Annotated in this window: 22 protein-coding genes and 1 riboswitch; of the genes, 12 read left to right on the forward strand and 10 right to left on the reverse strand. The window is 42.2% G+C overall.

Features of this window, described 5'->3' with window-relative positions:
• Nucleotides 1–318: 318 nt before the first annotated feature.
• A complete protein-coding gene (locus ACFX4X_RS16530) occupies nucleotides 319–1,194 on the reverse strand; it encodes a nucleotidyltransferase-like protein (RefSeq protein ID WP_061461755.1) in 876 nt (291 codons plus the stop codon).
• A gap of 175 nt (nucleotides 1,195–1,369) precedes the next feature.
• Here ACFX4X_RS16530 and ACFX4X_RS16535 point away from each other — a divergent pair, with 175 nt between their 5' ends.
• Nucleotides 1,370–1,723, forward strand: coding sequence for a YgzB family protein (locus ACFX4X_RS16535; protein ID WP_284471716.1), 354 nt, complete (start codon nucleotides 1,370–1,372; stop codon nucleotides 1,721–1,723).
• Nucleotides 1,724–1,817: 94 nt separating this feature from the next.
• Here the strand turns inward: ACFX4X_RS16535 and perR are convergent, their stop codons facing one another.
• The 5 genes from perR to ACFX4X_RS16560 all read right to left on the reverse strand — a co-directional run bounded on the left by perR (nucleotide 1,818) and on the right by ACFX4X_RS16560 (nucleotide 5,580).
• Complete coding sequence (gene perR / locus ACFX4X_RS16540; protein ID WP_061461753.1) at nucleotides 1,818–2,261, reverse strand: peroxide-responsive transcriptional repressor PerR; 444 nt, start codon at nucleotides 2,259–2,261, stop codon at nucleotides 1,818–1,820.
• Between the two features lie 155 nt (nucleotides 2,262–2,416).
• On the reverse strand, nucleotides 2,417–3,361 hold the full coding sequence (locus tag ACFX4X_RS16545) for a D-2-hydroxyacid dehydrogenase (RefSeq protein WP_377384805.1): 945 nt from the start codon (nucleotides 3,359–3,361) through the stop codon (nucleotides 2,417–2,419).
• A 148-nt stretch (nucleotides 3,362–3,509) separates the two neighbouring features.
• Nucleotides 3,510–4,619 (reverse strand): aminopeptidase, encoded by a 1,110-nt coding sequence (locus ACFX4X_RS16550; RefSeq protein WP_377384807.1) that lies wholly within the window; start codon nucleotides 4,617–4,619, stop codon nucleotides 3,510–3,512.
• A gap of 11 nt (nucleotides 4,620–4,630) precedes the next feature.
• Nucleotides 4,631–5,101 (reverse strand): thioredoxin-dependent thiol peroxidase, encoded by a 471-nt coding sequence (gene bcp, locus ACFX4X_RS16555; protein ID WP_377384808.1) that lies wholly within the window; start codon nucleotides 5,099–5,101, stop codon nucleotides 4,631–4,633.
• 62 nt (nucleotides 5,102–5,163) lie between these two features.
• Complete coding sequence (locus ACFX4X_RS16560) at nucleotides 5,164–5,580, reverse strand: potassium channel family protein (protein WP_284471719.1); 417 nt, start codon at nucleotides 5,578–5,580, stop codon at nucleotides 5,164–5,166.
• Between the two features lie 259 nt (nucleotides 5,581–5,839).
• A riboswitch (cobalamin riboswitch) is annotated at nucleotides 5,840–6,031 on the forward strand.
• Nucleotides 6,032–6,176: 145 nt separating this feature from the next.
• Between ACFX4X_RS16560 and metE the strand changes: the two genes are divergently transcribed.
• On the forward strand, nucleotides 6,177–8,486 hold the full coding sequence (gene metE, locus ACFX4X_RS16565; protein WP_377384810.1) for a 5-methyltetrahydropteroyltriglutamate--homocysteine S-methyltransferase: 2,310 nt from the start codon (nucleotides 6,177–6,179) through the stop codon (nucleotides 8,484–8,486).
• The gene (locus ACFX4X_RS16570) at nucleotides 8,479–8,955 is read left to right on the forward strand and encodes an acyl-CoA thioesterase (RefSeq protein WP_377384812.1); all 477 of its coding nucleotides are present in this window, start codon (nucleotides 8,479–8,481) and stop codon (nucleotides 8,953–8,955) included. Before metE ends, ACFX4X_RS16570 begins: the two co-directional genes overlap by 8 nt.
• 42 nt (nucleotides 8,956–8,997) lie before the next feature.
• Here ACFX4X_RS16570 and ACFX4X_RS16575 read toward each other — a convergent pair whose 3' ends face one another.
• From ACFX4X_RS16575 to ACFX4X_RS16585, 3 genes are read right to left on the reverse strand one after another with little or no spacing between them, the layout of a single operon-like run.
• Nucleotides 8,998–9,783: an ABC transporter permease gene (locus tag ACFX4X_RS16575; RefSeq protein ID WP_048678294.1), complete on the reverse strand. Its 786-nt coding sequence runs from the start codon at nucleotides 9,781–9,783 to the stop codon at nucleotides 8,998–9,000.
• 4 nt (nucleotides 9,784–9,787) lie between these two features.
• Nucleotides 9,788–10,579: an ABC transporter permease gene (locus ACFX4X_RS16580; RefSeq protein WP_125163271.1), complete on the reverse strand. Its 792-nt coding sequence runs from the start codon at nucleotides 10,577–10,579 to the stop codon at nucleotides 9,788–9,790.
• Nucleotides 10,580–10,627: 48 nt separating this feature from the next.
• Nucleotides 10,628–11,635: an ABC transporter ATP-binding protein gene (locus ACFX4X_RS16585; protein WP_061461747.1), complete on the reverse strand. Its 1,008-nt coding sequence runs from the start codon at nucleotides 11,633–11,635 to the stop codon at nucleotides 10,628–10,630.
• A gap of 151 nt (nucleotides 11,636–11,786) precedes the next feature.
• Between ACFX4X_RS16585 and ACFX4X_RS16590 the strand changes: the two genes are divergently transcribed.
• From ACFX4X_RS16590 to ACFX4X_RS16605, 4 genes are all read left to right on the forward strand, one after another.
• The gene (locus ACFX4X_RS16590) at nucleotides 11,787–12,107 is read left to right on the forward strand and encodes a hypothetical protein (RefSeq protein ID WP_061461746.1); all 321 of its coding nucleotides are present in this window, start codon (nucleotides 11,787–11,789) and stop codon (nucleotides 12,105–12,107) included.
• Nucleotides 12,108–12,246: 139 nt separating this feature from the next.
• The gene (locus ACFX4X_RS16595) at nucleotides 12,247–13,536 is read left to right on the forward strand and encodes a glutamate-1-semialdehyde 2,1-aminomutase (protein ID WP_089362905.1); all 1,290 of its coding nucleotides are present in this window, start codon (nucleotides 12,247–12,249) and stop codon (nucleotides 13,534–13,536) included.
• A gap of 338 nt (nucleotides 13,537–13,874) precedes the next feature.
• Nucleotides 13,875–18,347, forward strand: coding sequence for a glutamate synthase-related protein (locus tag ACFX4X_RS16600; protein WP_377384815.1), 4,473 nt, complete (start codon nucleotides 13,875–13,877; stop codon nucleotides 18,345–18,347).
• A 348-nt stretch (nucleotides 18,348–18,695) separates the two neighbouring features.
• A complete protein-coding gene (locus tag ACFX4X_RS16605) occupies nucleotides 18,696–19,787 on the forward strand; it encodes an FUSC family protein (protein ID WP_284471723.1) in 1,092 nt (363 codons plus the stop codon).
• A 56-nt stretch (nucleotides 19,788–19,843) separates the two neighbouring features.
• Here the strand turns inward: ACFX4X_RS16605 and ACFX4X_RS16610 are convergent, their stop codons facing one another.
• Nucleotides 19,844–20,302 carry a MarR family winged helix-turn-helix transcriptional regulator gene (locus ACFX4X_RS16610; RefSeq protein ID WP_377384817.1) on the reverse strand — a complete coding sequence of 153 codons (459 nt, stop codon included), beginning with the start codon at nucleotides 20,300–20,302 and terminating at the stop codon, nucleotides 19,844–19,846.
• Nucleotides 20,303–20,645: 343 nt separating this feature from the next.
• On the opposite strand from ACFX4X_RS16610, the gene ACFX4X_RS16615 reads away from it, so the two are divergent.
• The 5 genes from ACFX4X_RS16615 (at nucleotide 20,646) to ACFX4X_RS16635 (ending at nucleotide 25,065) form a co-directional block, all read left to right on the forward strand.
• Nucleotides 20,646–21,284 (forward strand): biotin/lipoyl-containing protein, encoded by a 639-nt coding sequence (locus ACFX4X_RS16615; RefSeq protein ID WP_061461741.1) that lies wholly within the window; start codon nucleotides 20,646–20,648, stop codon nucleotides 21,282–21,284.
• A gap of 55 nt (nucleotides 21,285–21,339) precedes the next feature.
• Complete coding sequence (locus ACFX4X_RS16620) at nucleotides 21,340–22,944, forward strand: DHA2 family efflux MFS transporter permease subunit (RefSeq protein ID WP_377384857.1); 1,605 nt, start codon at nucleotides 21,340–21,342, stop codon at nucleotides 22,942–22,944.
• Nucleotides 22,945–22,962: 18 nt separating this feature from the next.
• Nucleotides 22,963–23,493, forward strand: coding sequence for an NAD(P)H-dependent oxidoreductase (locus tag ACFX4X_RS16625; RefSeq protein WP_061461739.1), 531 nt, complete (start codon nucleotides 22,963–22,965; stop codon nucleotides 23,491–23,493).
• Nucleotides 23,494–23,506: 13 nt separating this feature from the next.
• Complete coding sequence (locus tag ACFX4X_RS16630; protein WP_377384820.1) at nucleotides 23,507–23,851, forward strand: hypothetical protein; 345 nt, start codon at nucleotides 23,507–23,509, stop codon at nucleotides 23,849–23,851.
• 293 nt (nucleotides 23,852–24,144) lie between these two features.
• Complete coding sequence (locus ACFX4X_RS16635) at nucleotides 24,145–25,065, forward strand: EamA family transporter (protein ID WP_377384822.1); 921 nt, start codon at nucleotides 24,145–24,147, stop codon at nucleotides 25,063–25,065.
• Nucleotides 25,066–25,171 lie beyond the last annotated feature (106 nt).

The following is a 25,171-nucleotide window of genomic DNA, read 5'->3' on the forward strand; positions in this document are numbered from 1 at the left end:
AGGCACGCCGCCAGCGTTCGTCCTGAGCCAGGATCAAACTCTCCGAAGAAATGTTTGACTTGCTCATTTTGCTTTTTTTAATAGTGTGTGCTCACTTAAATTTTAACGTTGGCGCTTTGTTTTGTTCAGTTTTCAAAGAGCAATTTTTTTGTCGTTACTTCGTAAGCGACTTTTACATCTTATCATGTTATCAACCATGTTGTCAACATGTTTTTTTATTTTTTTGTTTTAATGAAGCTGCGAAAGCTGATGTCCCGCAGCGACATGTATTAATATAACACCTATATTATTATTGGTCAACAATAAAAACACATTTTTTTAAAAGTTTTTTGACACTCGATAAAACCGATGATAAACCTCGTGTCCTTTGGTCTCCGATTTGATGACATCGATTACCTTCTTCTCTATCAAATATTCCAGTAAAACACCTAGATCGACTGAATAAAACTTAACTTCCGGATGCTCCATAAGCTCCGCAATCGTCCACGGATCTTCTTTCGTCCCCATTATTTCAACCAAATGCTGTGAACCAGCATTCGTCCTTGAATAAATAAGAAATTCACTCGCAAGGAATAGAAGCTCCAATCTTTTTTCGAGAGTTTCCTCACTGCTGATCAATTCCTTATACAACTTGTAGATTTCAGGCTCCATATGCTTCACTTGGTTCCATACCGTAACCTCTGGATAAAAGCCTTGTTCTATTATTTCCAAACGGGCCAAGTGATGCAGGGAATGAACGATATGGTTGTATGCCTCAAGATAATGGCCTTTTTCAAAGAAGCTTTTCCCATCCATGTACCTGCGAATTAACTTCGCGAACTCCATCCCCATCTTTAACTTCCTTCCATAGAAGGGGAACTCCCGAATTTCGGTTTTCAAACGGTCCAAATATTCATTCCGGTCAAAAAGGACCTTCCCGTTATAAATCCAGTCAACCACTTTGCGGTTCGTCCCTAATAGGAGCCATTCTTTTAACTGGTCTTCCTTAACGATATGCAAGGCCGCTTTTTTATCCTGGTAAGTGTAATGTTTTAAAAACACGGCCTCTTGGGCATCGTCTGCAATCACAAAAAGGATGTAGTCAAACGTATCGGTATTCGGGCTATTATCATCTCTTTTTTCAATTAACAAGATTCCAAGTGTAGATTTTAAACTTGCTCGCTCTTGATAAATCGGGCGAAGGATATCTTCCATCATAAATTCCTCCAAAACCTTTTTTTTATAACTTTCGACAAAACTCTTCATATTCCTGCTTAAGTCCATTACCCTAAACCATTTCAATTCAAAAGTAATATGTATCCTTTATTTCTTTTTTGTTCCATCCTTAGTTTATGTTATAGTTAAAGTTATATTTTAGGAGGGACAATCCATGGCTAAACATTCTAGCAAAATCAATAAAATACGTACATTTGCCTTGAGTTTGATTTTCATCGGCTTTATCGTAATGTATATTGGACTTTTCTTCAAAACACATCCTGTTATCATGACACTTTTCATGGGACTTGGCCTTTTATTCATAATCGCAAGCACCGGGGTTTATTTTTGGATTGGAATGCTTTCTACAAAAACGATCCAGGTTATCTGTCCTAACTGCGGCAAACCCACAAAAATATTAGGGCGTGTAGATATTTGCATGCATTGTGAAGAACCCTTGACCCTTGACAAAAAGTTGGAAGGCGAAGAATTCAACGAAAAATATAATCGCAAAAGCCTGCATGACTAGAAGAATTCCAGCTAGCTGAACTTCTTAACATAAAGACCTTTTGATTTCTTCATAACCATGAAAAAAAGTTCCAACCAAGTGGAGGAACTTTTTTTTAATGCGTTTCTTTTTCTGCACAATCCGTGCAGTCGCCGTAGATTTCCATCCGATGGTGACTAACATTGAAACCAGTGACTTGTGCTGCGAAATGCTCGACTTCATCCAATGCAGGATAATCGAAATCCACAATTTTCCCGCAGGTTTGGCAGATTACATGATAATGATTCGTCGTCACGAAATCAAACCTTGCAGAAGAATCACCATACGTAAGTTCTTTTACCAAACCTACCTCACGAAAAACACGCAGGTTGTTATAAACTGTCGCCACGCTCATATTCGGAAACTTGCCTTCCAGCGCTTTATATATATCATCAGCGGTAGGGTGGGACATGGAGCTAATCAAATACTCTAGTATCGCATGGCGTTGAGGAGTTATTCTTACACCGGTATCTTTTAGGGAATCCAACGCTTCTTTTAACTGAACTTCAGACACCGTCATCCACCCCTTTTTCTTATTAAGTATGAATTCTTAAATTATAATATTTATAAATAGTGTACCTTTTATACGTTGAATTTGTCAATAATTCAATGGTTTTACCGTCCTTTTTTAGTTTATTCACAAAGCTTTGAATCTTTCACATTTTTGTATTGTGTTTAGTATCCCCTCGATAAGTCGATTACGTTGATGAAATCTTTTCCAGACTTCAGGTATTCACGCATATTTTTCTCGAATATCGCAAAGGTCCTTGGTAAATATTCTCCGCTTTTACTTGAAAGATGCGGCGTGACCGTAACACTCTCCATCCTCCAAAAAGGATGCCCTTTTTCTAAAGGTTCCGGATCAAATACATCCAAGATGGCATGAGCCAATTCGCCGGCTTCCAGGGCTTCTATCAACACTTCCTCGTCAATAAGATCGCCGCGGCCAATATTCACGAATACTGCAGATTCTTTCATTGCTTTAAAGTGTTCTTTTTGCAGAAGATCCTTCGTTTCATCCGTACTAGGCAAGACAGATACGATGTAATCAGCTCCAGGTATGGCTTCCAGTAAATTATCCAGGGTATAAAGGCGATCAATGGACTCCACCAGCTTCCCGCTCCGGTTCACCCCCAGTGTCGTCATCCTAAAGGCTTTCCCGAGACGAGCCACTTCTCCTCCTATTGCACCGGCACCAAGGACGAGCATCGTTTTGCCATTCAATTCCCCTACTTCGATCTTTCTATCCCACATTTCTTCCCTTTCATTCTTCATAAGCAGTTTCAATTTCTTTTCATATTGCAAAAGCATCCCTATCGTATACTCGGCCATTGGAATTTTATGAATGCCTTTTGCGTTCGTAACCAAAATGCCGCGTTCCTCAATGGCTTTAAAAGGCATTAACTCCATTCCTGCACTCATGACCATAATCCATTTCAAGTTCGCCGCTTTCCCAATGATTTTTTCAGTTAAGTCCTCACCGTATGTAATTAAGATTTCCGCTTCACTAAGTCGCTCATCCATCCATCCTTCTTGATAAATGAAGTTCAATTCAGGAAAAGCATCCTTCATCTTCGTTTGGATTCCTTCATTAGGAATGATCGTTGAAAGTATTAACATGTTTGTCTCTCCCTTATAATTAACATAAAAAAACACGGGCTCTGTATGTCCCGCGCAACTTTCTCTGAGGAGGTATTCCCTTAATAAAGCATATTCAGGTGTCCCCTTTTTGAGTTGGACAAAAGCCTTACCCTTATTAAAAAAGGCTTTATTTTAATGAATTTGGGTTTAATGCATATAATTCCGGCAATATGAAAACGCCATCCCTTCTGATCGGCACATCGTCAAAGTAGATGTCACCACCGCCATATTCGGGACGCTGGATCAAGACCATATCCCAATGTATGGATGAACGGTTTCCATTATCAGCTTCTTCATAGGCAAGTCCAAGAGCCAAGTGCAGACTCCCGCTTATTTTCTCATCAAACAATATATCGTCCATAGGTTCCAATATGTATGGATTGATTCCAATTGCGAACTCCCCGATAAAACGGGACCCCTCATCAATATCCAGAATTCGGTTCATTTTAGAAGATTGATTGGAAATGGCTTTACTGATTTTCCCCTTTTTCAAGTTTAATTCTATGTCACTAAAAGTGATTCCTTCATAGGTTGTGGGTGTGTTGAAGGATATCCTTCCATTGACGCTCTCTTTTATAGGTGCAGTAAATACTTCCCCGTCCGGTAAATTCTTTTTTCCGGCACATATGATAGCCGGCATACCTTTAATGGAAAAGGTCAAATCTGTCCCTGGTGAAACGATCCTGACTTTGTCAGTCCGTTCCATCAATAGTTTTAACGGTTTTAATGCCGCCTCCATTTTCCCATAATCCATTGTGCATACGTTCAAAAGGAAGTCTTGATACCTGTCGAAAGTCATGCCGGCTTTTTGCGCTGATGTGTTGGTGGGATAATTAAGCAAGACCCAACGTCGGTTGTTCACATAAAAAAGAGTTGGAGAATTCATAGCCTCCCCTTGAAGACGGTGCCTTTCGAGGAGAACATCAGTCATTTCCACATCGTTTTCTTCACCGGTGATGATGATGACCGCATCGATATCCGTATATTTCTTCAGAGCCCATTGCGATGATGTGTCAAGTTGTTCCTTCACATTCCCTTGTAATAGATGCCGGCTTATCTCATCGTCTTCAAGTTCTACATATGGATAAGCACCCACTCTGTATGTTTCATCAATCAGCTCTTTCAATAATGGTTTCGTGTTGATATGGCCCCGAATAAGGATTCTCTCTTTTGGCTTTAATTGTATCGAATGATGAATCAGCCTGGCAGCAAGCTTCGTTATTCGCTCATCCTTCATTTGCCTGTCCCTTATTTTTTGAGGTCGCGAAGAGTTTCAAGAGCTTCTTCGACGTGGCCTTTTACTTTTACCTTACGCCATTCTTTGACTATCTTACCTGCCTTATCAATCAGGAATGTTGAACGTTCAATGCCCATATACTCCTTGCCGAAGTTCTTTTTCAATTGCCACACATCAAATGATTCAGCAGCTTCATGATTTTCGTCAGCTAGCAGCAGAAAAGGCAATCCATGTTTTTCGATGAATTTTTCATGTCGTGCCGCTGGGTCTGGGCTGATACCAATGATGACAGCGTCCAATCCCTCAAATTGCTCATTGTGGTCCCGGAAATCACAGGCCTCCGTCGTGCATCCTGGCGTCATGTCTTTTGGATAAAAATATAAAACAATGTATTTCCCCGTAAAATCCGATAGGGAAACCATTTCACCATTGTTTGCTGGGAGTTGAAAATCAGGTGCTTTTTCTCCAATTTTAACAGTCATATTGAACCCTCCATTTCTTTCATTATGGTAAGAGTACCCAATAATCGAAAGAAATACAACTTTCATTTATTCCTTCTTTCCTGATCTAAATCAATCACCGTCCGAATTACAAACGCGGCCGGGAGCGTATAGCCGATGAATGCCTGGATTGTCGCAATCATCCTGCCTACGCCTATCGGGGCTATATCCCCATACCCTACAGAAAACATCGTCATCGCACTAAAATAAAAAGAAGTCTTCAGTTGCTCGTAAAAACTGCCGTCCAAACGATTGCCCATATCAAGAATCACTGAATGATTCTGAAGCTCGTATAATAAATAAATCAGTGCAAATCCAACTAATATCGTCGCATATAAATTGCCAAGCCACAGCATATCCTCCAGAGAAAACTTCTTTCCTCCCGACTCAACAAGAAATAAGGTACGAATGCTCATCACCATGCAAAAAATGATTCCTGCAATCAAGATGTAGAAAGTCATCCCCCACGCCCCATTTCAAAACGCCACTCCCTCTATACATACTCCCTGTCCAAACAATATATTCTTTCTTAGGGACAGACTTTATCCTTATCACTAACACATCCTAAACGCATTTGTCAGGAATTTGGGACCTTATCCCGAATCTTTTTCATGTTGACCCTTTTAGTCGGATATGTTAAGGTTGTCTAAATATTTATAATAATTTTTATTTTATAAATATTCACCACCTGCAATCAGTTTACCCAGCAGGTTTTGTGAAATTTCATATGTGGAAATAGGTTCCTAATTTTCATTAGGATTAAAAGGGAAGCCCGGTGTAATTCCGGCACGGTCCCGCCACTGTAATGGGAATGTTAGCGCCATCCAATATGCCACTGATCAACGGATCGGGAAGGCCCGTCGCTAATGATATTCCCTAAGTCAGGAGACCTGCCTATTTCGACAACACTGTTTTAACCTACGGGAGATAGGGAGGTGTTAGGGACCTTATAATTGTAAGGGGCATTCTGCATGCCTCTTTATTTTAAGCATTTCTAACTTTCTCTTTTGACGGTTAGGGATGCTTTTTTATTGTTCAATCAAATGAATGTAGGAGGATGGGAATTTTGAAAAGCAGTAGTTTGGGTTACCCGCGAATCGGGGAAGATCGTGAATGGAAACGTACATTAGAAGCTTACTGGTCCGGTAAAATCGATGAAGCAGAATTTACGGCACAACTAAAAGCCATCCGTTTAGGCAACTTACAAAAACAGAAGAAACGAGGCATTGATATCATTCCTGCCAACGACTTCACTTTATATGATCAAATGCTGGATATGTCCGTCATGTTCGGTCTTGTTCCTGAACGTTATTCAGCCTATGAAGGCGGATGCGTTCCCCTTTCCGTTTATTATTCAATGGCCCGCGGAAACAATGATGAAGTCGCTTCCGAAATGACGAAATGGTTCAATACGAACTATCACTATATTGTCCCTGAATTAAGCCTGTCACAGCTGACTTTAACAGAAAATAAACCACTTGCAGCATATCGGGAGGCCAAGGAAAAGCTAGGGATTGAAACCAAACCCGTGTTGATTGGACCTTATACTTTCATCTCCCTTTCCAAAGGCTTCAATAAAAAAGATATCCCTGGCATCATCCTGAGCCTGCTTCCCCTATACACGCAAATCCTGCAAGAGTTGGAGCAAGAAGGCGTGAAGTGGGTTCAAATGGACGAACCTTCTCTTGTTTCATCCATTTCCAAAGATGATATGCAAACTGTTACTTACCTCTATGAAAAACTGAATGAAGCAGCACCAAACCTGAACATCATGCTACAAACATACTTTGATGCCGTGGAGCATTACCAAGAAGTCATCGAATTACAAGTCCAAGGAATCGGTCTTGATTTTGTACATGATAAAGGGAAGAATCTAAGTAATCTTGAAGCATTCGGTTTCCCGAAGGACAAAGTGCTTGCTGCAGGTGTGATTGACGGAAAAAACATTTGGCTATCTGATTTATCGAAAAAAATCCAATTGATCGAGACTCTTAAGAAAAAGGTAGCCGAAGACCAAATCTGGCTTCAGCCCTCTTGTTCCCTGCTTCATGTCCCAGTGACCGTTCGTAATGAAACCGCCCTTTCAAAAGAAGTGAAAGAGGCTCTCGCTTTCGCTGATGAGAAACTTGAGGAAATCATACTCTTGGTCAAAGGGAATAATCTAGGCTTTGAAGCAATCGCCGAAAAAGTCGATGCTAATAAATTTACGGTTCAAACGTTAGCAAGTTCAAATGCACGGAATCATGGGAATGTACAATCCAATGTCGAAAAGGTTAAAACCAGGAACGTCGGCCGTCAGCTTCCATTTAAAGAACGTTACCAAAAACAACAGGAATTTTTCAAATTGCCTTTTCTTCCTTCGACTACGATCGGCAGCTTTCCACAGACATTTGAAGTTAAACAAGCACGTGGGAAATTCAAAAGAGGAGAATGGACCGCTTCGCAATATGAAACATTCGTTAACGAAGAAATCGGCAGGTGGATTGATATCCAAGAAGAAATCGGCTTGGATGTTCTTGTACACGGGGAATTCGAACGGACGGATATGGTTGAATACTTCGGCCATAAGTTAGGCGGATTCGTCTTTCTAGAAAAGGGCTGGGTACAATCCTATGGGTCTCGCTGCGTGAAACCACCAGTCATCTACGGTGACATCGATTTCATCGAACCGATGACAGTCAGGGAAAGTGTATACGCACAATCACTGACGAACAAGACGGTAAAGGGAATGCTAACAGGTCCTGTCACGATTTTGAACTGGTCATTTGTCCGTGATGATATTTCCAGGGAGAATGTTTGCTACCAACTGGCACTTGCTTTGGAAAAAGAAGTCATTGCATTGGAATCGGCTGGAATCAAAATGATCCAAGTTGATGAGCCTGCACTTAGGGAAGGTCTGCCATTGAAAAAAACCGATCGCGATGAGTATTTGAACTGGGCTGTTAATTCGTTCTTGATATCCACATCAAGCGTCGAGGATACAACCCAAATTCACACGCATATGTGCTATTGCGACTTCAACAGTTTCATGGATGTCATCTCCTCCCTTGATGCCGATGTAATTTCCATCGAAACATCCCGTAGCCACGGAGAGCTTGCTTCCGCATTCGAGGAAAGAACATACGAAAAAGGTATTGGCCTTGGTGTGTATGATATTCACAGCCCGCGTGTGCCGGCAGTGGACGAAATGGTCGATATGATTGAACGGGGCATCAAGGTACTGGATAAAGACCAGTTTTGGATCAATCCCGACTGCGGCCTGAAAACAAGGGGTATCCCGGAAACCGTCGCTTCCCTGAAAAACATGGTCGAAGCAGCAAAAATCGTCCGTGAAAACCTTTTAGCTAAACCAACAGCCAATGATTGAAAAGATCATTGCCCATCCAACACAGCAGTCACGGACATTTTTAACCGATCTTGTTTTTCCACCGGATACAAATCATCACAATACCATCTTTGGCGGAAAAGTAATGGCCTTTGTTGATAAAATAGCCTGCATTTCAGCTATGCGCCATTGTCGAAAACCCGTTGTGACCGCTTCAAGCGACTCTTTTGATTTTTTGGCCCCCATCAAGACAGGGGATGCGATCAACCTTGAAGCTTATGTCACCTGTGCTCATCGCACATCAATGGAGGTATTCGTGAAAGTGGAGCGTGAGAACCTATTAACAGGTGAAAAACAGCTTACGGCACGCGCTTTTTTAACGATGCTGGCCATTGATGAAGACGGTAAGCCGACAAACGTACCTCAGGTCATTCCGGAAACGGAAGAGGAAAAGCAGCAATATGTTCAAGCACAAGTAAGATATATTGAAAGAAAGAATAAACGCAAATAAACAAAAAACCCCTTCAACATGAATGCTGTTGAAGGGGCTCTTTTAGTTTCCTGCCCCGCGGTACCTCTTCACTCCCTGATTCCATATGAAAACGGATATCACGAAAAAGGCAACCCCAATTACAGGTGTGGCAAATGCATATGCATACCACTCTTCTTTTCTAAGGAAATAAGATGCAGGATAAACACCAACAAACGCGAATGGCAATACCCATGTAAGGACAAAACGAATGACCTTATTATAAATATCAACAGGATAGCGCCCGTAGTTCCCGATATTGTACATCATTGGCATAATGGATGTTTTCGCATCCGACCAGAACCCAATGCTTGCTATCGCAACGAATATAGCTGCATAAGCAAGGGCCCCGCCTATTGCAAAAATGATGAAAAGAATCGGGTCATACCACGCAAGCTGCAGATCCAATGAAATCCCCGAATAAAATATAATGATCAAACCGGTCACAACACCAAATAACGCTTCTAGCTCGATTCTTTCTAAAATGACTTGAAACAGGCTATGTATCGGTCTTGTTAATATCCGGTCCATTTCACCTTTGACGATATAGCGGTCATTAAAATCCCAGATGTTGAAAAAGGCAGAAAAAAGGGCGAATGGGATTAGGAAGAATCCATAAATGAATATGATTTCTTCACGGCTCCAGCCGCTTAAAAACTGGGTATGTCCAAAAACGACTAAGATAAATACCAGGTTCACGACCTGATTCAGCAGATCGGATAGGATTTCCATGAAGAAATCTGCTCTATATTGCAATCTTGTTTTCATATATTGACTCACATATTGAAAAAACATCGATACATAAAACATCCCGTCAACCTCCTTGAATAATCAGCTGTTTTTTTGCGACTATCCATAAAAGCTGAATCGGTATTATGAGAATGATGCACCAAATTAACTGCTGTAAAAGCGCCATGCCAATTTCGCCTGAACTGTACCCGTTCGTAAAAATCATGCTTGGTACATAGCTGATCCCTTGAAATGGCAAATATTTCATCACTTCCTGCGCCCATATCGGATAAAAACTGATGGGCAGCAGCAGACCGGAAAACAAATCAATGATAACCCTTTTAGCCCGGATCAATCCGGCATTATTATATAAGAAAAAGGTAGTGATTCCTGTCAATAAGTTAATTTGTGTATTGATGATGAAACTGAACAGCAAGGAAATGCCGAATATCCCCCACGTAGCCGGTTCGTGCGGCAATTCGATAGGAAAAATGAAAGCTACCAGCAGCATTCCGGGAATCGAGAAGAAGAAGAATCGGAATATCCCTTCCCCAAGCCCTTGCATCGTTTTCATGCCTAAATAGTTATAAGGCCGGATCATTTCAATGGCGACCTTGCCGTCCTTGATCTCAGTGGCGATTTCGCGGTCAATATTATTGAAATAAAAGGCGCGCGCCATCCATGCAACCGCGACATATGTTGTCATCTGTATACTTGAAAGTCCTTCGATGGAGCTTTTTTCTCCATATATTGCATTCCATAAGAAATAATAAGCACCGATATTAATGCTATAAATTAAAATGCCGGTATAATAATCCGTTCGATACGCAAGCATCATCAAAAAACGCATGCGAATCATTGCAAGATACTTCCCCATTGCCCTCCCCCTTCTTGATAGACACGTTGTTTCTTAATGATAAGAGAGTCAGACAGTGCCTTCTTCGTAAATATTGCGAACAATCTCTTCAATGGACGTTTCATGAATTTTGATGTCCTTTATTTTAAAATGAGATACGACAGCTGAAACAAGCTGTGAAATATGATCACTTTCTTCTTTCAACAGAGCAATGTATGTTTGATTTTTCTCATCATAAACCCAGTTTGCGGTAAATGGGAGCGCTAATGATTGCAATTCCTTCAATGCAATCGGCTCGATGAATTGAAAATGGATCTGTTTTTCCTCAGCCCAGTTATCTTTCAAACTCTGCAATTCCCCATCATAAATGATCTGTCCTTCATCAAGCATGATTACGCGTTCACATAATGCCTCAATGTCTCCTAAATCATGGGTAGTCAAAAGGATTGTCGTATTATATTTCTCATTGATTTCTTTCAGGAACTCACGAATCTTCATCTTCACGAGTACGTCAAGGCCTATTGTCGGCTCATCCAGGAACAGCAAAGGCGGATTGTGGATCAATGCCGCCGCAAGCTCACAGCGCATTCGCTGACCAAGTGAGAGTTTACGCACTGGTTTGTCGAGCAAGGGACCGATATCGAGCGTCTTGATGACATGTTCCATATGATCGTTATATTGTTCATCCGTTACTTTATAGACCTTTTTTAGCAGCCTAAAGGATTCTTGAACCGCAATATCCCACCAAAGCTGTGAGCGCTGACCAAATACAACTCCTATTGTTTGTGTGAACTTTTCCCTTTCCTTATGAGGATTCATGCCATTGACTGTGATTTCACCTGCTGTCGGTTCCAAAATACCTGTCAGCATTTTGATCGTGGTCGATTTTCCTGCACCATTTTCCCCGATATAAGCTACCATCTCACCCTTTTTTACAGTAAAATTGATATCATTGACGGCAGGGACGATTTTATAATTTCTTGTAAGTAAATCCCGGAAGGCACCCTTTAACCCCGAACGGCTTGATGCCGACTTAAATTCCTTCCGAAGCTGTTTCACTTGAATTGCATCACTCATCCTGTTACATCCTCCGTAATCTCTTGTCCTAATGAATTAGTTTATCCAACCTTACCTTTTTAGACAATAAAAATGCCTGGATGCCATGTATCATTTTCAGGGCGAGTCCGGCCGTTGTACGAGATACATATATAAAGGAGACAAGTATGCTATGAATATTAAAAAATTATTACTATCCCAAATTGAAAAGGTCGTTATCGACCTTCGATATGATTTTCTTTATGAAGATGAATACGGTGAATTATTATGCCAGGTCATCCAAAGGGATTCCAGCGGATCGATCGAAAGCACCCCCATAAGTTTCCACATTCATATTAATGAAGAAAAAGGAACCGGCCATCTTATCTATTACCAAGCCCAGGGCGAAATGAACCGCCAATCCTTCAACATCGAAAACCCTGCCACTATCTTGGACATTCTGACTTTCATAACCGGAGTTTTGGGGCCCGGCCCTATTTCCCAAACAAAATGAAGGCCCACGAATCCTGCTGTTTCTAAGGCTGCAGCATTTCATCAGTGGACGGATCACATTTCCTAGCCTTCCATCCCAGATTTACGGGCGGAAAAGTGCTATGATTAAGGCAGGTTTATATTTTTAGGAGGTTTTAAGATTGGATTTTAGTAATTCGAAGCTTCTACATAAAGAGGCACTGGAACATATCGTTGGTGGGGTTAACAGCCCATCCCGTTCTTACAAAGCTGTAGGCGGCGGTTCACCAGTTGCCATGGATCATGCCAAAGGGGCTTATTTCTGGGATGTTGATGGCAATAAATATATCGATTATTTAGCTGCATATGGCCCGATCATCACTGGACATGCACATCCACATATTACGGAGGCAATCGTTAAAGCAGCAGAAACGGGCGTTTTATACGGTACACCGACAAAACATGAAGTCAAATTCGCCAAAATGTTGAAAGAGGCAATACCATCCATGGATAAAGTTCGCTTCACCAATTCAGGCACTGAGTCTGTCATGTCCACCATCCGTGTGGCCCGTGCTTACACTGGACGTGATAAGATCATCAAGTTTGCAGGCTGTTACCATGGACACTCCGACCTTGTTCTCGTCGCTGCAGGTTCCGGCCCGTCCACGCTAGGAACACCGGACTCTGCGGGCGTTCCAAAAAGCATCGCACAAGAAGTCATCACGGTACCTTTCAATGATATCGAGCCATTTAAGGAAGCACTGAATAAATGGGGACATGAAATTGCAGGCGTGCTGGTTGAACCGATCGTCGGCAACTTTGGAATCGTGGAACCGAGCCCTGGCTTTTTGGAAGAAGTCATTTCATTGTCACACGAAGCAGGAGCACTGGTCATTTTTGACGAGGTCATCACAGCGTTCCGCTTCATGTACGGAGGGGCACAGGACTTCTTGGGAATTCAACCCGATTTGACCGCGCTTGGAAAAATAATCGGCGGCGGACTTCCGATTGGTGCCTATGGCGGTAAAAAAGAGATCATGGAAACTGTAGCCCCCCTAGGACCAGCCTATCAAGCAGGTACGATGGCAGGAAATCCGGCATCCATGCTTTCCGGGATAGCTTGCTTGGAAGTACTTAAAGAAGAGGGCCTGTACGACGAGCTTGACCGGTTGGGAAAAATTCTTGAAGAAGGTATCCTGATAGCAGCTCGCCAATATAATGTCCCTATCACCATCAATCGCCTTAAAGGGGCATTGACGATCTATTTCACGACAGAAACGATTGAAAACTATGAGCAGGCGGAAAATACTGATGGCGAAATGTTCGCTAAGTTTTTCAAACTCATGCTCAACCAGGGCATCAATTTGGCACCTTCAAAATACGAAGCCTGGTTCTTGACAATAGCTCACACGGATGATGATATCGCTTATACTCTAAAAGCGGTTGAACATGCATTCAAAAACCTAATATAATAAATCAAAACAGCATAATTATACATTTTTATACACCCCCCAGGATGCACATCAATCTTGGGGGTTTCTTATTCCCGGGTAATAAATCTTTAAAGTTAGCCTTTTTAGCCATTCCCCACAAAAGTGCCATCAATCACAGCATCCAATCCATTGTATAAAAAATTGATTTCTGAATATTTAAATGATATGATATGGATACATTTATATACATTTATACATTTTCTTTCAATCTATCAGAACTTGGACAATTGTTCGGGTTTACTAATATCCCCCCATAAAACAAATGCTACAGGAGGTGAAAGGCCGAAAATAAGGGTAACCTTATTCAAGCCACACATATGACCCAAAAATGGACACCTGCTACATTCAAAGAATTTTACAGGGAAGAACATGATGCTTGCGGAATCGTTTCCTGTATCGAAAAAAAGAAGATCCCTACTAACGAAAACATCTTTGCCTGTATCGACGCCCTGGTTAAAATGAACCATCGCTGCGGCTTCATCAATGGTGAGGGCGATGGCGCCGGCATCCATATCGATATTCCCCGGGCTCTTTGGAAAAAGAAGCTTGAAGCTGTAAATATCGATTCAAGCATCGTCGATAAAGATTCCTTCATAGTCGGTCACTTATTTTTAAGCAAAAAAACGGATGCGAACGACTTAAAAATCGAAGTCAAGGAGAAACTGCTTCAACATGGTCTCTCCTTGATATTCGAAACGGATAAAGCTTACCGTTCTGAGGCATTGGGACCGATTGCCATTCAAGAAGACCCAGTGTTCTGGCAATTTGCCTGTTCCTCCGCCATCGAAAACAACCAGGAGCTTTCAAATGTTCTTTTTGAGCTGACTTCCGACATCGAAAAAAGTGATTTTATCCATGTTGCATCGCTAAGCCAGCATCATGCGGTCTACAAAGTGATGGGTGCGGGGGATACGCTTCCTTCCTATTATCTTGATCTTGCGGACCCTTTAGCTGCCTCCACCATGACACTGGGTCATAATCGTTTTTCAACCAATACACTATCAAGCTTCTTCCGGGTTCAGCCTTTCAGTGTACTTGGCCATAATGGCGAAATCAATACGATTGCCAAATTGCGTGATGAAGCGAAAATGATCGGTGTTCCAATCGCTAAAGACGGAAGCGACTCACAGGATTTAAACAAGTCGATCGAAACTTTCATCTGCCGTCATGGCTACTCTTTATTTGAAGCTGTCGACCTTATGTTCCCCCCAATCATTAATGAAATCAAGGAATACCCCGATCACTTACAAGACTTATATACGTATTTACGGGAGGCATGGGGTCATTTTGCACAAGGTCCAGCCGGAATCATCTCCCGTTTCGGCGATGAAGCCGTGTTCTCTGTCGATTCTTTAGGCCTGCGCCCATTATGGAATATTGAAACGGAATCATCCTATATGTTCACTTCCGAACCAGGAATCATCCCTTCCAGTGAATATACCGGAAATCCGAAACCGATGGGCCCTGGGGAAAAAGTGGGTTTGAAATGGAACGGCGACAGTATTGAACTGTACACATACAAGGATTACCAGGATAAAGTATTTGAACTCTTCAATAATCGTTTCGTTCTTTCCAATGACCGGGTCCGCCTGCAGCCGCAAGTCTTTGAAAAGGTTGTCTCCATGTCAAACGCGCAAGCCATTCATAATGGACAGTATAAAGCCTTTGGATGGGAAAGGGAGCATGTTCAATTAGTGGAACAGATGGCCGAAAAAGGGGCCGAACCCATTCGTTCACTTGGTCACGATGCGCCACTGGCAGCACTTAATCCCCAACGGACCAACATTGCGGATTTCATTAAGGAAAGCGTGGCCGTTGTAACAAACCCAGCAATCGACCGGGACCGGGAAACCGAGCACTTCTCAACACGAACCATCATCGGAAAACGGCCTTCCCTATTCGAAGCAAATAAGGCCGGAAAGGTTACAGAGCTGCTGACCCCCTTATTGATTGAAGGATTAATGGGTTATGAGTGCTCATCTATCGTATCGCAGCCAAGCTATGACCAGTTCATTAAATATTACCAAGATCAAAAACTCGTGCATTTCATTTCAAGCACGTTCAAAGAGGATGAAAGCATCACGGATGCTTTGACGAGGATTACTGATGAAAGTGTCAATGCAGTGGATGAAGGAAAGACGCTTATCGTATTGGATGATGCACTTGCACATCAAAACGGCAACTTTTGGCTTGATCCACACCTTGTCACTTCTTCCGTCGATCAAGCATTGGTCCGAACTGGCAAGCGGAGGGATTGTTCCATCCTGTTACGTTCCGCATCGCTAAGGTCACTGCATGATATCATCGTTTCTTATGGTCTTGGGGCCAACTTAATCAGCCCTTATTATATGTTCCTTTCCTTATCTTCAGATGACCTTAAGGGGGTTACCAATCTTTATAACTCCTTGACGAAAGGTCTTGAAAAAGTTATCTCAACCATCGGCATTCATGAGCTGCGAGGCTACGGAAGACTTTTCTCAAGCATCGGTTTACATGAGGAAATCGCGAAATATTTAAATGTGGCTAACTTCTTCGGCTCCAATGATCTGGACTACAATTTTGATAAAATCAAGGCCGACGCCATCCAGCGTGCGGAAGATTACGGAAATGAAAAAGAACGGATGGGAAAAACCTTCCACTTATTCCCAAGGATTTGGAAGTCAATCGGGGAAGTTGCTTCTACTGGGGACTATGACGCTTATCGCGAAAAGATCACCGAACAGGAAGAGTCCAATCCTACGACGATCCGCCATTTGACATCATTAAAACCTTCAGATGCTTCCATACCTTCTGAAGAAGTCAGCCTTTCCGTCGGAGAACAGGAATTGCCGTTCGTCATAGCCTCCATGTCCTTTGGATCACAAAATGAGGTTGCTTTCCGGGCATATGCAGAAGCTGCCGAGCGATTAGGCATGATCAGCATGAATGGCGAGGGCGGGGAAATCAAGGATATGCTGGGCAAGTACCCGAAATCCCGCGGACAGCAAATCGCTTCCGGCCGTTTCGGTGTCAATGCAGAACTCTTGAACTCTTCAAATCTATTGGAAATTAAAATTGGGCAAGGGGCAAAACCTGGTGAAGGCGGTCACCTTCCCGGGTCCAAGGTCACAGCGAAAATCGCGGAAGCCCGGAATGCAACAATCGGTTCCGACTTGATCTCCCCTTCCAATAACCATGATATATACTCAATTGAAGATTTGGCCCAAATGATCCATGAGTTAAAAACGGCAAACGACAAAGCAAAAGTTGCCGTCAAAGTACCGGTCGTTCCAAACATTGGTACGATTGCGGTCGGCGTCGCCAAAGCAGGGGCCGATATCATTACGCTTTCTGGTTTTGATGGCGGAACAGGCGCTGCCAGGATTCATGCACTCGCACATGTCGGTCTACCCGTTGAGATTGGTGTAAAAGCTGCCCATAACGCACTGCTTGAGTCAGGCATTCGTCAGACCGTTGAAATTTGGGCTGATGGCGGGTTAAAAAGCTCGATGGATGTATTGAAATTAATGCTGCTTGGGGCAAACCGCGTAGGGTTTGGGACCCTTTCGATGATCGCCGTCGGCTGTACAACGTGCCGCGGATGTCACCTTGATACCTGCCATGTGGGCATCGCCACTCAAATCGAATCGGAAGCACAAGCTAAAGAACATGGGCTGCGGCGTTTTGTTCCACGAAAATTTGATTTAGCCGTTCAAGGTTTAACGAATATGTTCAGTGCATTTGCCAAAGAACTCCAATCGTTGACTGGATCCCTTGGGGTGAAGAATCTTCAGGATATCGTCGGACGTTCTGATTTGCTTCAGCAAGTTAAGGGTCAACAATCACTGGATTTAACCTATTTATTAAAAAAATTGGATATAACACCATTCTCACATAAAGAAACGGCGGCATATTTGAATGAAGGCTCCATGCAGGTTGCCGTTGGCGCTGAATATCTGGATTCTCATGTAGATGATCTGCAGCAATCTCGCAACTATAGCTCGATCACTTCCGAACAGCGCGTACTCGGCAGCAGGGTGTCCTGTCACCGCGTCAGGGGAAGACTTGACGGATCATACAAAAAACTTCCTCCCGTTCACCTATCCTACCAGGATGGTTCCATCCCAGGTAATGGACTTGGGGCATACAATACGGAGGGGATTTCAATCAGCGTGAATGGCGGCGCCCAGGATGGAATTGGCAAAACATCAATTGGCGGTAATATTGCCATCTTTAAATCTCCCGGAAAAGATGGGAAGTTCTACAATGGCTCTGTCGGTAAGGGCTTTGGATACGGTGCACAGCACGGTCTCCTCATTGCCCAAGGTGATGCCGATGCCAGGGCGGGAATCCGGCTATCCGGAGCTGATATGATCATTGGAGGATTATTGAAACAACCACTTCCTGAAAAGGAAACCGGTAATATTGCGGTGACTTCCAATATTAAGGGATTCGCTTTTGAATATATGACAAATGGAAGGGGTTTGGTTCTAGGCGACCCAGGTCCATGGATTTGCGCAGGGATGACTGGCGGTGTCGTTTATTTACGGCAACAGCCTGAATCTGGATTAACCAAGGAGGTCATTAAGAAGCGGGTTGCAAAAGGGGCAAAGATTTCCATTGAGCCCCTATCTGCTAAAGGCCTGCAGGACGTGGCCGAACTTCTCGGCAAATACACGGACCTATTGAAAGATCATGGCCAAACGGAAGAAGCAGCCTCCTTAGAGGCCCTGCTTCAAAATCCTGGAGAGCACTTCCTTCAAGTCGTACCAGTTAAAGAACAAGCAGATCCCGCTGTATCCACGGAGTGATGCCGAAAATATATTTAAATTGATATTCGTTTATAAAAAAAGCTGATGCTCTTCAATTCGAGAGCATCAGCTTTTTCAGTCATATACCATGTGATAATTTTTAAACGAAGAAAAACACAGTTGAAAACAATCAAGAAATTGCCTATATTTTCTTTATATATTAAACTTGAGTTTACCTATTGTAACTTTAAGGAAAATCCTGTATATTACTTTTTGTTTACATCCTCTCATTTTAGTGTAAAGTACTAACAAATAAGTTAGAATACATTTTTAAGCAAAAGCCTATAAATAAATAGAGCCTTTTCTTACCATGATCAATTACATCACAAAGAAAGGATTAACCTATATATGAAGTTTGGTGCCCGCATTCTCAAAACAGGAATAGCAATTGTTTTAGCGCTTTATATATCGGAACTGCTTAACCTTCCTGCTCCTGTCCTTTCTGGGATTGCTGCAATTTTTGCAATACAGCCGACCATTTACCGTTCATACCAAACGGTGCTGGAGCAAATTCAAGGAAATATCATTGGAGCGTTGGTTGCTGTCTCCTTCGTTTTGTTGTTCGGAAATGATATTTTTATTATCGGTCTTGCCGTGATGGTTGTCATAACCATCAATCTAAAATTAAAAATGGATAAAACGATAGTCCTTTCCATCGTGACAGCAATTGCCATCATGGAAAACCAGGAAGGGGATTTCCTGAATTTTGCCTTTATACGTCTCTCATCAGTTTTGCTTGGAATCGTTTCGTCTTTTATCGTGAATCTGGTTTTCATTCCTCCAAAATATGAAGCTAAACTTTATACACGCATCACAGATGTAACGGAAGACATCTTAAAATGGATCAGAATCAGCACAAGACATGCTACAGAACACACTTTACTGAAAAAAGACATCAGCCGACTAAAGGCCGAGTTACTCGATCTGGAACAAGTCTATTCCATGTACAAAGAGGAACGGGAATATTTCAAGAAGAACAGTATAGCCAAAGCAAGAAAGCTTGTCGTTTATCGACAGATGATCATTACAACAAAAAAAGCGTTTGAAACCTTGAAGAGAGTCCATAAATTCGAGAATGAAGTATATCAAATGCCTGAAGATTTCCAACGGAGTATCCTACAACAGATTGATTCCTTGATTCGAAAGCATGAACAATTGATATTGCTGCATATCGAAAAAATCAAATCCATCGAGGAGATTGAAGATTGGGACCAGGATTGTTTAAGTCGTAAAGAACTGCTCGCCCACTTTTTCGAACAGCAGAATCAAGTGGACGAAATGCATGATGATCTGGGCCACCTATCTGCCCGCCTTGTTCCATTGATTTCTGCAGTCATTGAATATGACGAACAATTGGAACATCTTGAAAAGCTGATTGTCAGCTTCCAGTCCTTCCATAAGGAAGATAACGAAATATCTGTCCAGTATGAAGAGGATTAAAAAGACGGTTCCTAGGAACCGTCTTTTTTCGTCTCTATTTAGAGGATGCGCCTTTTTCAATCATCCAAAAGGTTTTGATCAGCCGCCTTTTCAATCGTATCCAATTTCTTCAAGAGATCCTGCAGCTCTTCTTCTGAGAATGAATTGAAGTTTTTGCCCATCAATTGGTTATGCTCCGCAAGAACTCTCCCCAAAATTTCTTGCCCTGCCTCATTCAATTCTAGGTTTATGACCCTGCGATCCTTCTCGGAGGGCTGCCGTTTCACATAATCCATTTCGACCAACTTATCTACAAATACGGTAATCGCACTTGGCTTTACCGTTAAGAAGTCAGCCAGCTGGGTCGACTTAATGGCCCCCTCTTTTTTCAATATTAATAATATGAAAAACTGTGGCGACGTTAATCCATAAGGCTGAAGATTTTTTGCTACGATGGCCCCAAGCTTCTTCCTAATCCGGAAAATCTGCATTTCTATACTATTGGTTACTTCCCATTTAAAATCCAGCCTTCTCACTCCTTATATAGGACAATCCTACTTCTTAAATTTAATTAAATGACATTCCATTGTCAACTTTACTTTCCATATATCCTTAAAACTAAAAGAAATTCAAATTTTAACCATTTTTATGTATTTACTTTCCACTCCTTTTCCGAATAAATTACATGACAAAAATAAATTAAACTGGTAAACTCTTTACTTAATAATATTAATATTTATGAAAATTAATATTTATTAAAGTTAACTAATATATATTGGATATAGGAGGCTGCAATCACATAGGTGAAGTCATTTAATGAAAGTGAATCAACAATGGATTACAAGAATCAATCATCAATATTTTTTGGAGGCGAAATAAGTGAATAGAGGACGTTTAGTTTTAATCAATGTCATTGGTTTGGTTATTATATTAGCGGTAGTAGCCGGTGGGGCTTATTACTATTATGAAAGTACGAATTTCATTAAAACGGATGAAGCGAAAGTGTCGGGAGATCTATATACAATCGTTGCCCCCGCTTCCGGTAAATTAGCAGATTGGGACTTACACGAAGGAGACAGCGTCAGTAAGAATGACAAAGTTGCCTATGTAACCACCTTAGACGGAAAAGAAGCAGTAAAAACAGCAGCACAAGGTACAATCGTTAAATCACAAGTGCATGATGAGCAGCTAGTTCAAGCTGGTCAAACTCTTGCTCAGACTATCAATATGGATGATTTATCCATAACAGCTAATATTGAAGAAAATAAATTGAAGGATATTGAAAAAGGTGACAGCGTCGATATTATCATCGATGGAGATCCCGATACTGTTTTCGAAGGTACATTGGAACAGATCGGTTATGCTACAACGTCCGTCTTTTCAGTGATGGGCAATCAAAACAACAGCGGAAACTATACGAAAGTCACTCAAAAAGTACCTGTTAAAATTTCCATTAAAGCACCCTCCGATAAAGTTCTGCCTGGTATGAACGCAGAGGTGAAAATTTCAACAAAATAAACCGGCACACACAGTTATATAGAAAGGAGGCTTTCCTTAAATGGCTTCTCAAACAATATCAGTAAATGAAAACAAGGGAATGAAACAGTTTGCCCCCATGTTAATTATCTTAATGCTAGGTTTGTTCATGGTCATTTTGAATCAAACCCTGCTTAGTGTCGCCATGCCGAGGATGATGGCCGAATTTAATGTAGCTGCGACTACGATTCAATGGTTATCAACTGGATTCATGCTCGTGAATGGGGCTTTGATTCCACTGTCCGCTTTTTTAATAGAACGGTTTGGCACGCGGATCTTATTCATCGCAGCCATGTTTCTTTTCACCGTCGGGACATTCATCTGCGGCATCGCACCAAATTTCCCCGTCATCCTTACAGGTCGGCTGATTCAGGCGGCGGGGGGCGGGATTCTACAGCCATTGGTCATGACGATCATTCTTTTCATCTTCCCTCCTGAAATGCGCGGGAAAGGAATGGGAATCTTTGGACTGGCCATTATGTTTGCCCCTGCCATCGGACCGACTTTATCAGGTTGGGTCATTCAGGAATATAGCTGGCGGGTCATGTTCTACGCAATGGTGCCATTAGGCATGATTATCATGACACTTGCCTTTTTAAGTATGCGTAATGTAGCAGAACCCAAGAAAATCAAATTGGATTTGATGGGTGCCTCACTATCCTTGATTGGTGTTGCATCGTTACTATACGGTGTCAGTGAAGCAGGATCCAAAGGCTGGACGGATTCCATCGTTCTGGGAACCATCATCATTGGGCTTATCCTTCTGACCCTATTTGTGGTTCAACAGTTAAAATCGGAAACGCCTATGCTCGACTTCCGTGTATTTAAGTATGACATGTTCGTATTATCGAATATCATTTCCGCCATCGTTACAGTGGCCATGTTTACCGGGATATTCTTATTGCCTATATATTTACAGACTCTACGAGGATTCACACCAGTTCAATCCGGTCTATTGATGTTACCCGGAGCCCTTGTGATGATGGTGATGTCACCCATTTCAGGAGCGTTATTCGACAAGGTCGGGCCTCGTCCATTAGCACTTGTTGGTTTAGCGATTACTGCCATTACAACCTTCGAGTTCGCAAAATTGACTACGGAAACTACCTATTCTACTTTGGTCATCATCTATGCCATCCGCTCACTTGGAATGTCTTTACTGATGATGCCAATCATGACAGCTGGGATGAATCAGCTTCCTAAGCATTTGAACACACATGGTACGGCTATGAGCAATACGCTGAAACAAGTTACCGGAGCCATTGGTACCAGCTTCGTGACGACCATTTATACAACCCGTGCTTCTTTCCATGGCACTGCTTTAGGATCGGAAATGAGTACGAGTGATCCTGGTTTTGTTCAGAATTTCCAATCAATCGTTCAATCCATCATGAGTTCGATGAATCAAACTAGTGAGCAGGCACAGGAGACTGCTATGTCGCTGATTTCTTCAAAAATCCAGGGTCAAGCAAATGTAATGGGAATCAATGATGCATTCTTTTGGGCAACAGGTTTTGCTATTGCCGGTATAGTTCTCTCACTGTTTTTGCGTGACGTTCGGAAGGACAAAGCAATCAAACAAGCTAAACAAGAAAAATTGGATGTACCTTTGCTGCCTTCGCCAGTAAAAAAATCGGTTTAATTAAATGGGGGGATTAGGATGAAGATCTATGTTGTATATGACAGTGAAGGAAACCATACGAAGGCACTTGCCGAATCAATAGCTCAAGGTGCCGCTGCGGTTCCTGGGGCTGAGGTACTCATTGACCATGTAAACGAGGCGGATGTCTATAAGCTTCCGGAAATGGACGCCATCATTTGGGGCTGTCCGGGTCATTTCGGCACCATCAGTTCGAGCTTGAAAACGTGGATTGATAAACTTGGATATCTATGGGCAGAAGGTGCACTGATCAATAAAGTGGGTGCTGTGTTCTGTACGACTGCCACCATACATGGCGGGCTTGAGGCTACCATGCTGAACTTAATCACCCCTATGCTTCATCAAGGCATGATCATTGTCGGTTTACCCGGTACGGTCCCGGAAAACGCCTTATATGGTTCCTACTATGGTGTAGGGATAAGCTGCCCTCCCGGTGTGGATGACAACATTACCAAAAATGACTTACAGCTTGGAGAAGCATTAGGAAAACGGGTAGCCCATGTCACCCGTTCATTCACAAACGAGCTCTAGGAGGCTTGATTCAATGGGCATAATTCTAATTATCATCGTTGCCATTTTAGCGATTACGGGTTTGATCACATTCAATATCAAAGCCTTAACACCTGAAGATAAGCCAGTTGTGGAGGAAGAGAACTCGTTGGAAGAGTCCGCTTCTTCTTCGGATGATGATCCCATTACCGAAATAATCGCCCCAACAGACAATGATGAATTGAAAATGAAAGACCAGGATTATCGTTCGGTACTTTCCAAGCTTCACAATCAAAAGCCTAACGATGAGCCACCTATAGAAAAAAAGTCTAACCTTCGCAAAATGAAAGACGAAGAGTACCGTGGTACATTGGAAGATTTCCAGCAAAATGGCGACTGAAACACGCCCCCCTATCCGGCATATTTGCCTTTGGGGGTTTTTGTTTTATATGCCATGAAAGGATCCTCTCCGCCCTCTGACACGCCTTCAGCTTAAAGATCGAGTTGCAGGCTTTACTTATTTTTCTGGTTGACAAATATTCACAAAGAATTTAAGCTAAGTTAATGCAACACCAAACATTTTTTTAAACTCAGCTTTTGTTGAGAGACGGAATTTTAAAAGGATTTCCTTTTTTCGTTCGTCACTTGCCTTTTTGGCAGGTGGCGATTTTTATTTTTATAGGGGTGAAAAACATGCAACTTTTGAAATATATCATAATGGTCTTAATTGGTTCGATCTCATATGGCACATTATCCACCATGATCAAGTTTGGATTTATGGATGGCCATTCTTCTGGAGAGCTGGTCGGCAGTCAATACCTCGTCGGTTGGCTGATTGTCTCCGTTTTATTTCTTTTTTCGTTTAAATATAAAGTTTCATGGAAGAGTGCCGGATTACTATTATTCACGGGCATGATGTCCACTTTCGTCGGAAAGGCATATGCCGTTTCCGTATCAGAGCTTCCCGCATCGATTGCCGTTGTCTTTTTATTTCAATTTACTTGGATAGGCGTCCTTATTGAAAGCTTCTTAAATAAAAGGCGCCCTGATAAAAATAAACTCATAGCCATATTCGTTCTCTTCATCGGTACCTTATTGGCAGGGGCAATCTTTGGTCAGCCTCTATCTGCCCTAAGCCTAAAAGGAGTATTGTTCGGACTATTGTCTGCGTTGCTTTTTGCGCTATACATGTACTGCAACTCTCAATTCGCAGTTGGGGAATCTTCAATGAAACGGTTGTTTTTCATTGCAACGGGTGCCATGCTGACTGCTGTATTTACGACTAATCCGGTCACGCTTGTTACGAACCTTGTCCAAACGAACCTATGGTACTACGGTTTGTTACTCGGCACTTTGGGTGTTCTTGTTCCTTTCTTTTTCTTTGCTGTCAGTTTGCCAAAAGTGGGGGTTGGGCTTGGAACGATTCTTTGTGCAGCGGAATTGCCTTCAGCGATGGTCGTTTCAGTCATCTTCTTGAATGAACAGGTTACGTCACTGCAATGGTTCGGTATGTGCTTGATCATCGTCGGCATCGCCTTGCCTGAGGGAATTAAGCATCTTCCGGAATTTCTTACTGGCAGGAAAAAATTCCGGAATGAAAAAAGAATTTCATAAAGAGTACGTCCCGGTTAGTAAAGTTCATCATTATAATAAGAAAGACCATTCCCGTTAGTGGAATGGTCTTTCTTGTGGATTTTTTCATCGACGGGAAATAATCTGG

This window comes from Peribacillus sp. YIM B13481 (genome assembly GCF_042787985.1).
Lineage (GTDB): Bacteria > Bacillota > Bacilli > Bacillales > DSM-1321 > Peribacillus > Peribacillus simplex_A.

Bases quoted from the DNA above. Each gene is read 5' to 3' on its own strand.
- bcp (WP_377384808.1), bottom strand. From the start codon at position 5,101: ATGACTGTTAAAATTGGAGAAAAAGCACCTGATTTTCAACTCCCAGCA.
- ACFX4X_RS16585 (WP_061461747.1), bottom strand. From the start codon at position 11,635: ATGAGTGATGCAATTCAAGTGAAACAGCTTCGGAAGGAATTTAAGTCG.
- ACFX4X_RS16575 (WP_048678294.1), bottom strand. From the start codon at position 9,783: ATGTTTTATGTATCGATGTTTTTTCAATATGTGAGTCAATATATGAAA.
- ACFX4X_RS16600 (WP_377384815.1), top strand. From the start codon at position 13,875: ATGACCCAAAAATGGACACCTGCTACATTCAAAGAATTTTACAGGGAA.
- perR (WP_061461753.1), bottom strand. From the start codon at position 2,261: ATGACGGTGTCTGAAGTTCAGTTAAAAGAAGCGTTGGATTCCCTAAAA.
- ACFX4X_RS16530 (WP_061461755.1), bottom strand. From the start codon at position 1,194: ATGGAAGATATCCTTCGCCCGATTTATCAAGAGCGAGCAAGTTTAAAA.
- ACFX4X_RS16560 (WP_284471719.1), bottom strand. From the start codon at position 5,580: ATGACTTTCTACATCTTGATTGCAGGAATCATTTTTTGCATGGTGATG.
- ACFX4X_RS16605 (WP_284471723.1), top strand. From the start codon at position 18,696: ATGAAGTTTGGTGCCCGCATTCTCAAAACAGGAATAGCAATTGTTTTA.
- ACFX4X_RS16630 (WP_377384820.1), top strand. From the start codon at position 23,507: ATGGGCATAATTCTAATTATCATCGTTGCCATTTTAGCGATTACGGGT.
- ACFX4X_RS16545 (WP_377384805.1), bottom strand. From the start codon at position 3,361: ATGTTAATACTTTCAACGATCATTCCTAATGAAGGAATCCAAACGAAG.
- ACFX4X_RS16635 (WP_377384822.1), top strand. From the start codon at position 24,145: ATGCAACTTTTGAAATATATCATAATGGTCTTAATTGGTTCGATCTCA.
- metE (WP_377384810.1), top strand. From the start codon at position 6,177: ATGGGAATTTTGAAAAGCAGTAGTTTGGGTTACCCGCGAATCGGGGAA.
- ACFX4X_RS16590 (WP_061461746.1), top strand. From the start codon at position 11,787: ATGAATATTAAAAAATTATTACTATCCCAAATTGAAAAGGTCGTTATC.
- ACFX4X_RS16550 (WP_377384807.1), bottom strand. From the start codon at position 4,619: ATGAAGGATGAGCGAATAACGAAGCTTGCTGCCAGGCTGATTCATCAT.
- ACFX4X_RS16580 (WP_125163271.1), bottom strand. From the start codon at position 10,579: ATGGGGAAGTATCTTGCAATGATTCGCATGCGTTTTTTGATGATGCTT.
- ACFX4X_RS16570 (WP_377384812.1), top strand. From the start codon at position 8,479: ATGATTGAAAAGATCATTGCCCATCCAACACAGCAGTCACGGACATTT.
- ACFX4X_RS16625 (WP_061461739.1), top strand. From the start codon at position 22,963: ATGAAGATCTATGTTGTATATGACAGTGAAGGAAACCATACGAAGGCA.
- ACFX4X_RS16535 (WP_284471716.1), top strand. From the start codon at position 1,370: ATGGCTAAACATTCTAGCAAAATCAATAAAATACGTACATTTGCCTTG.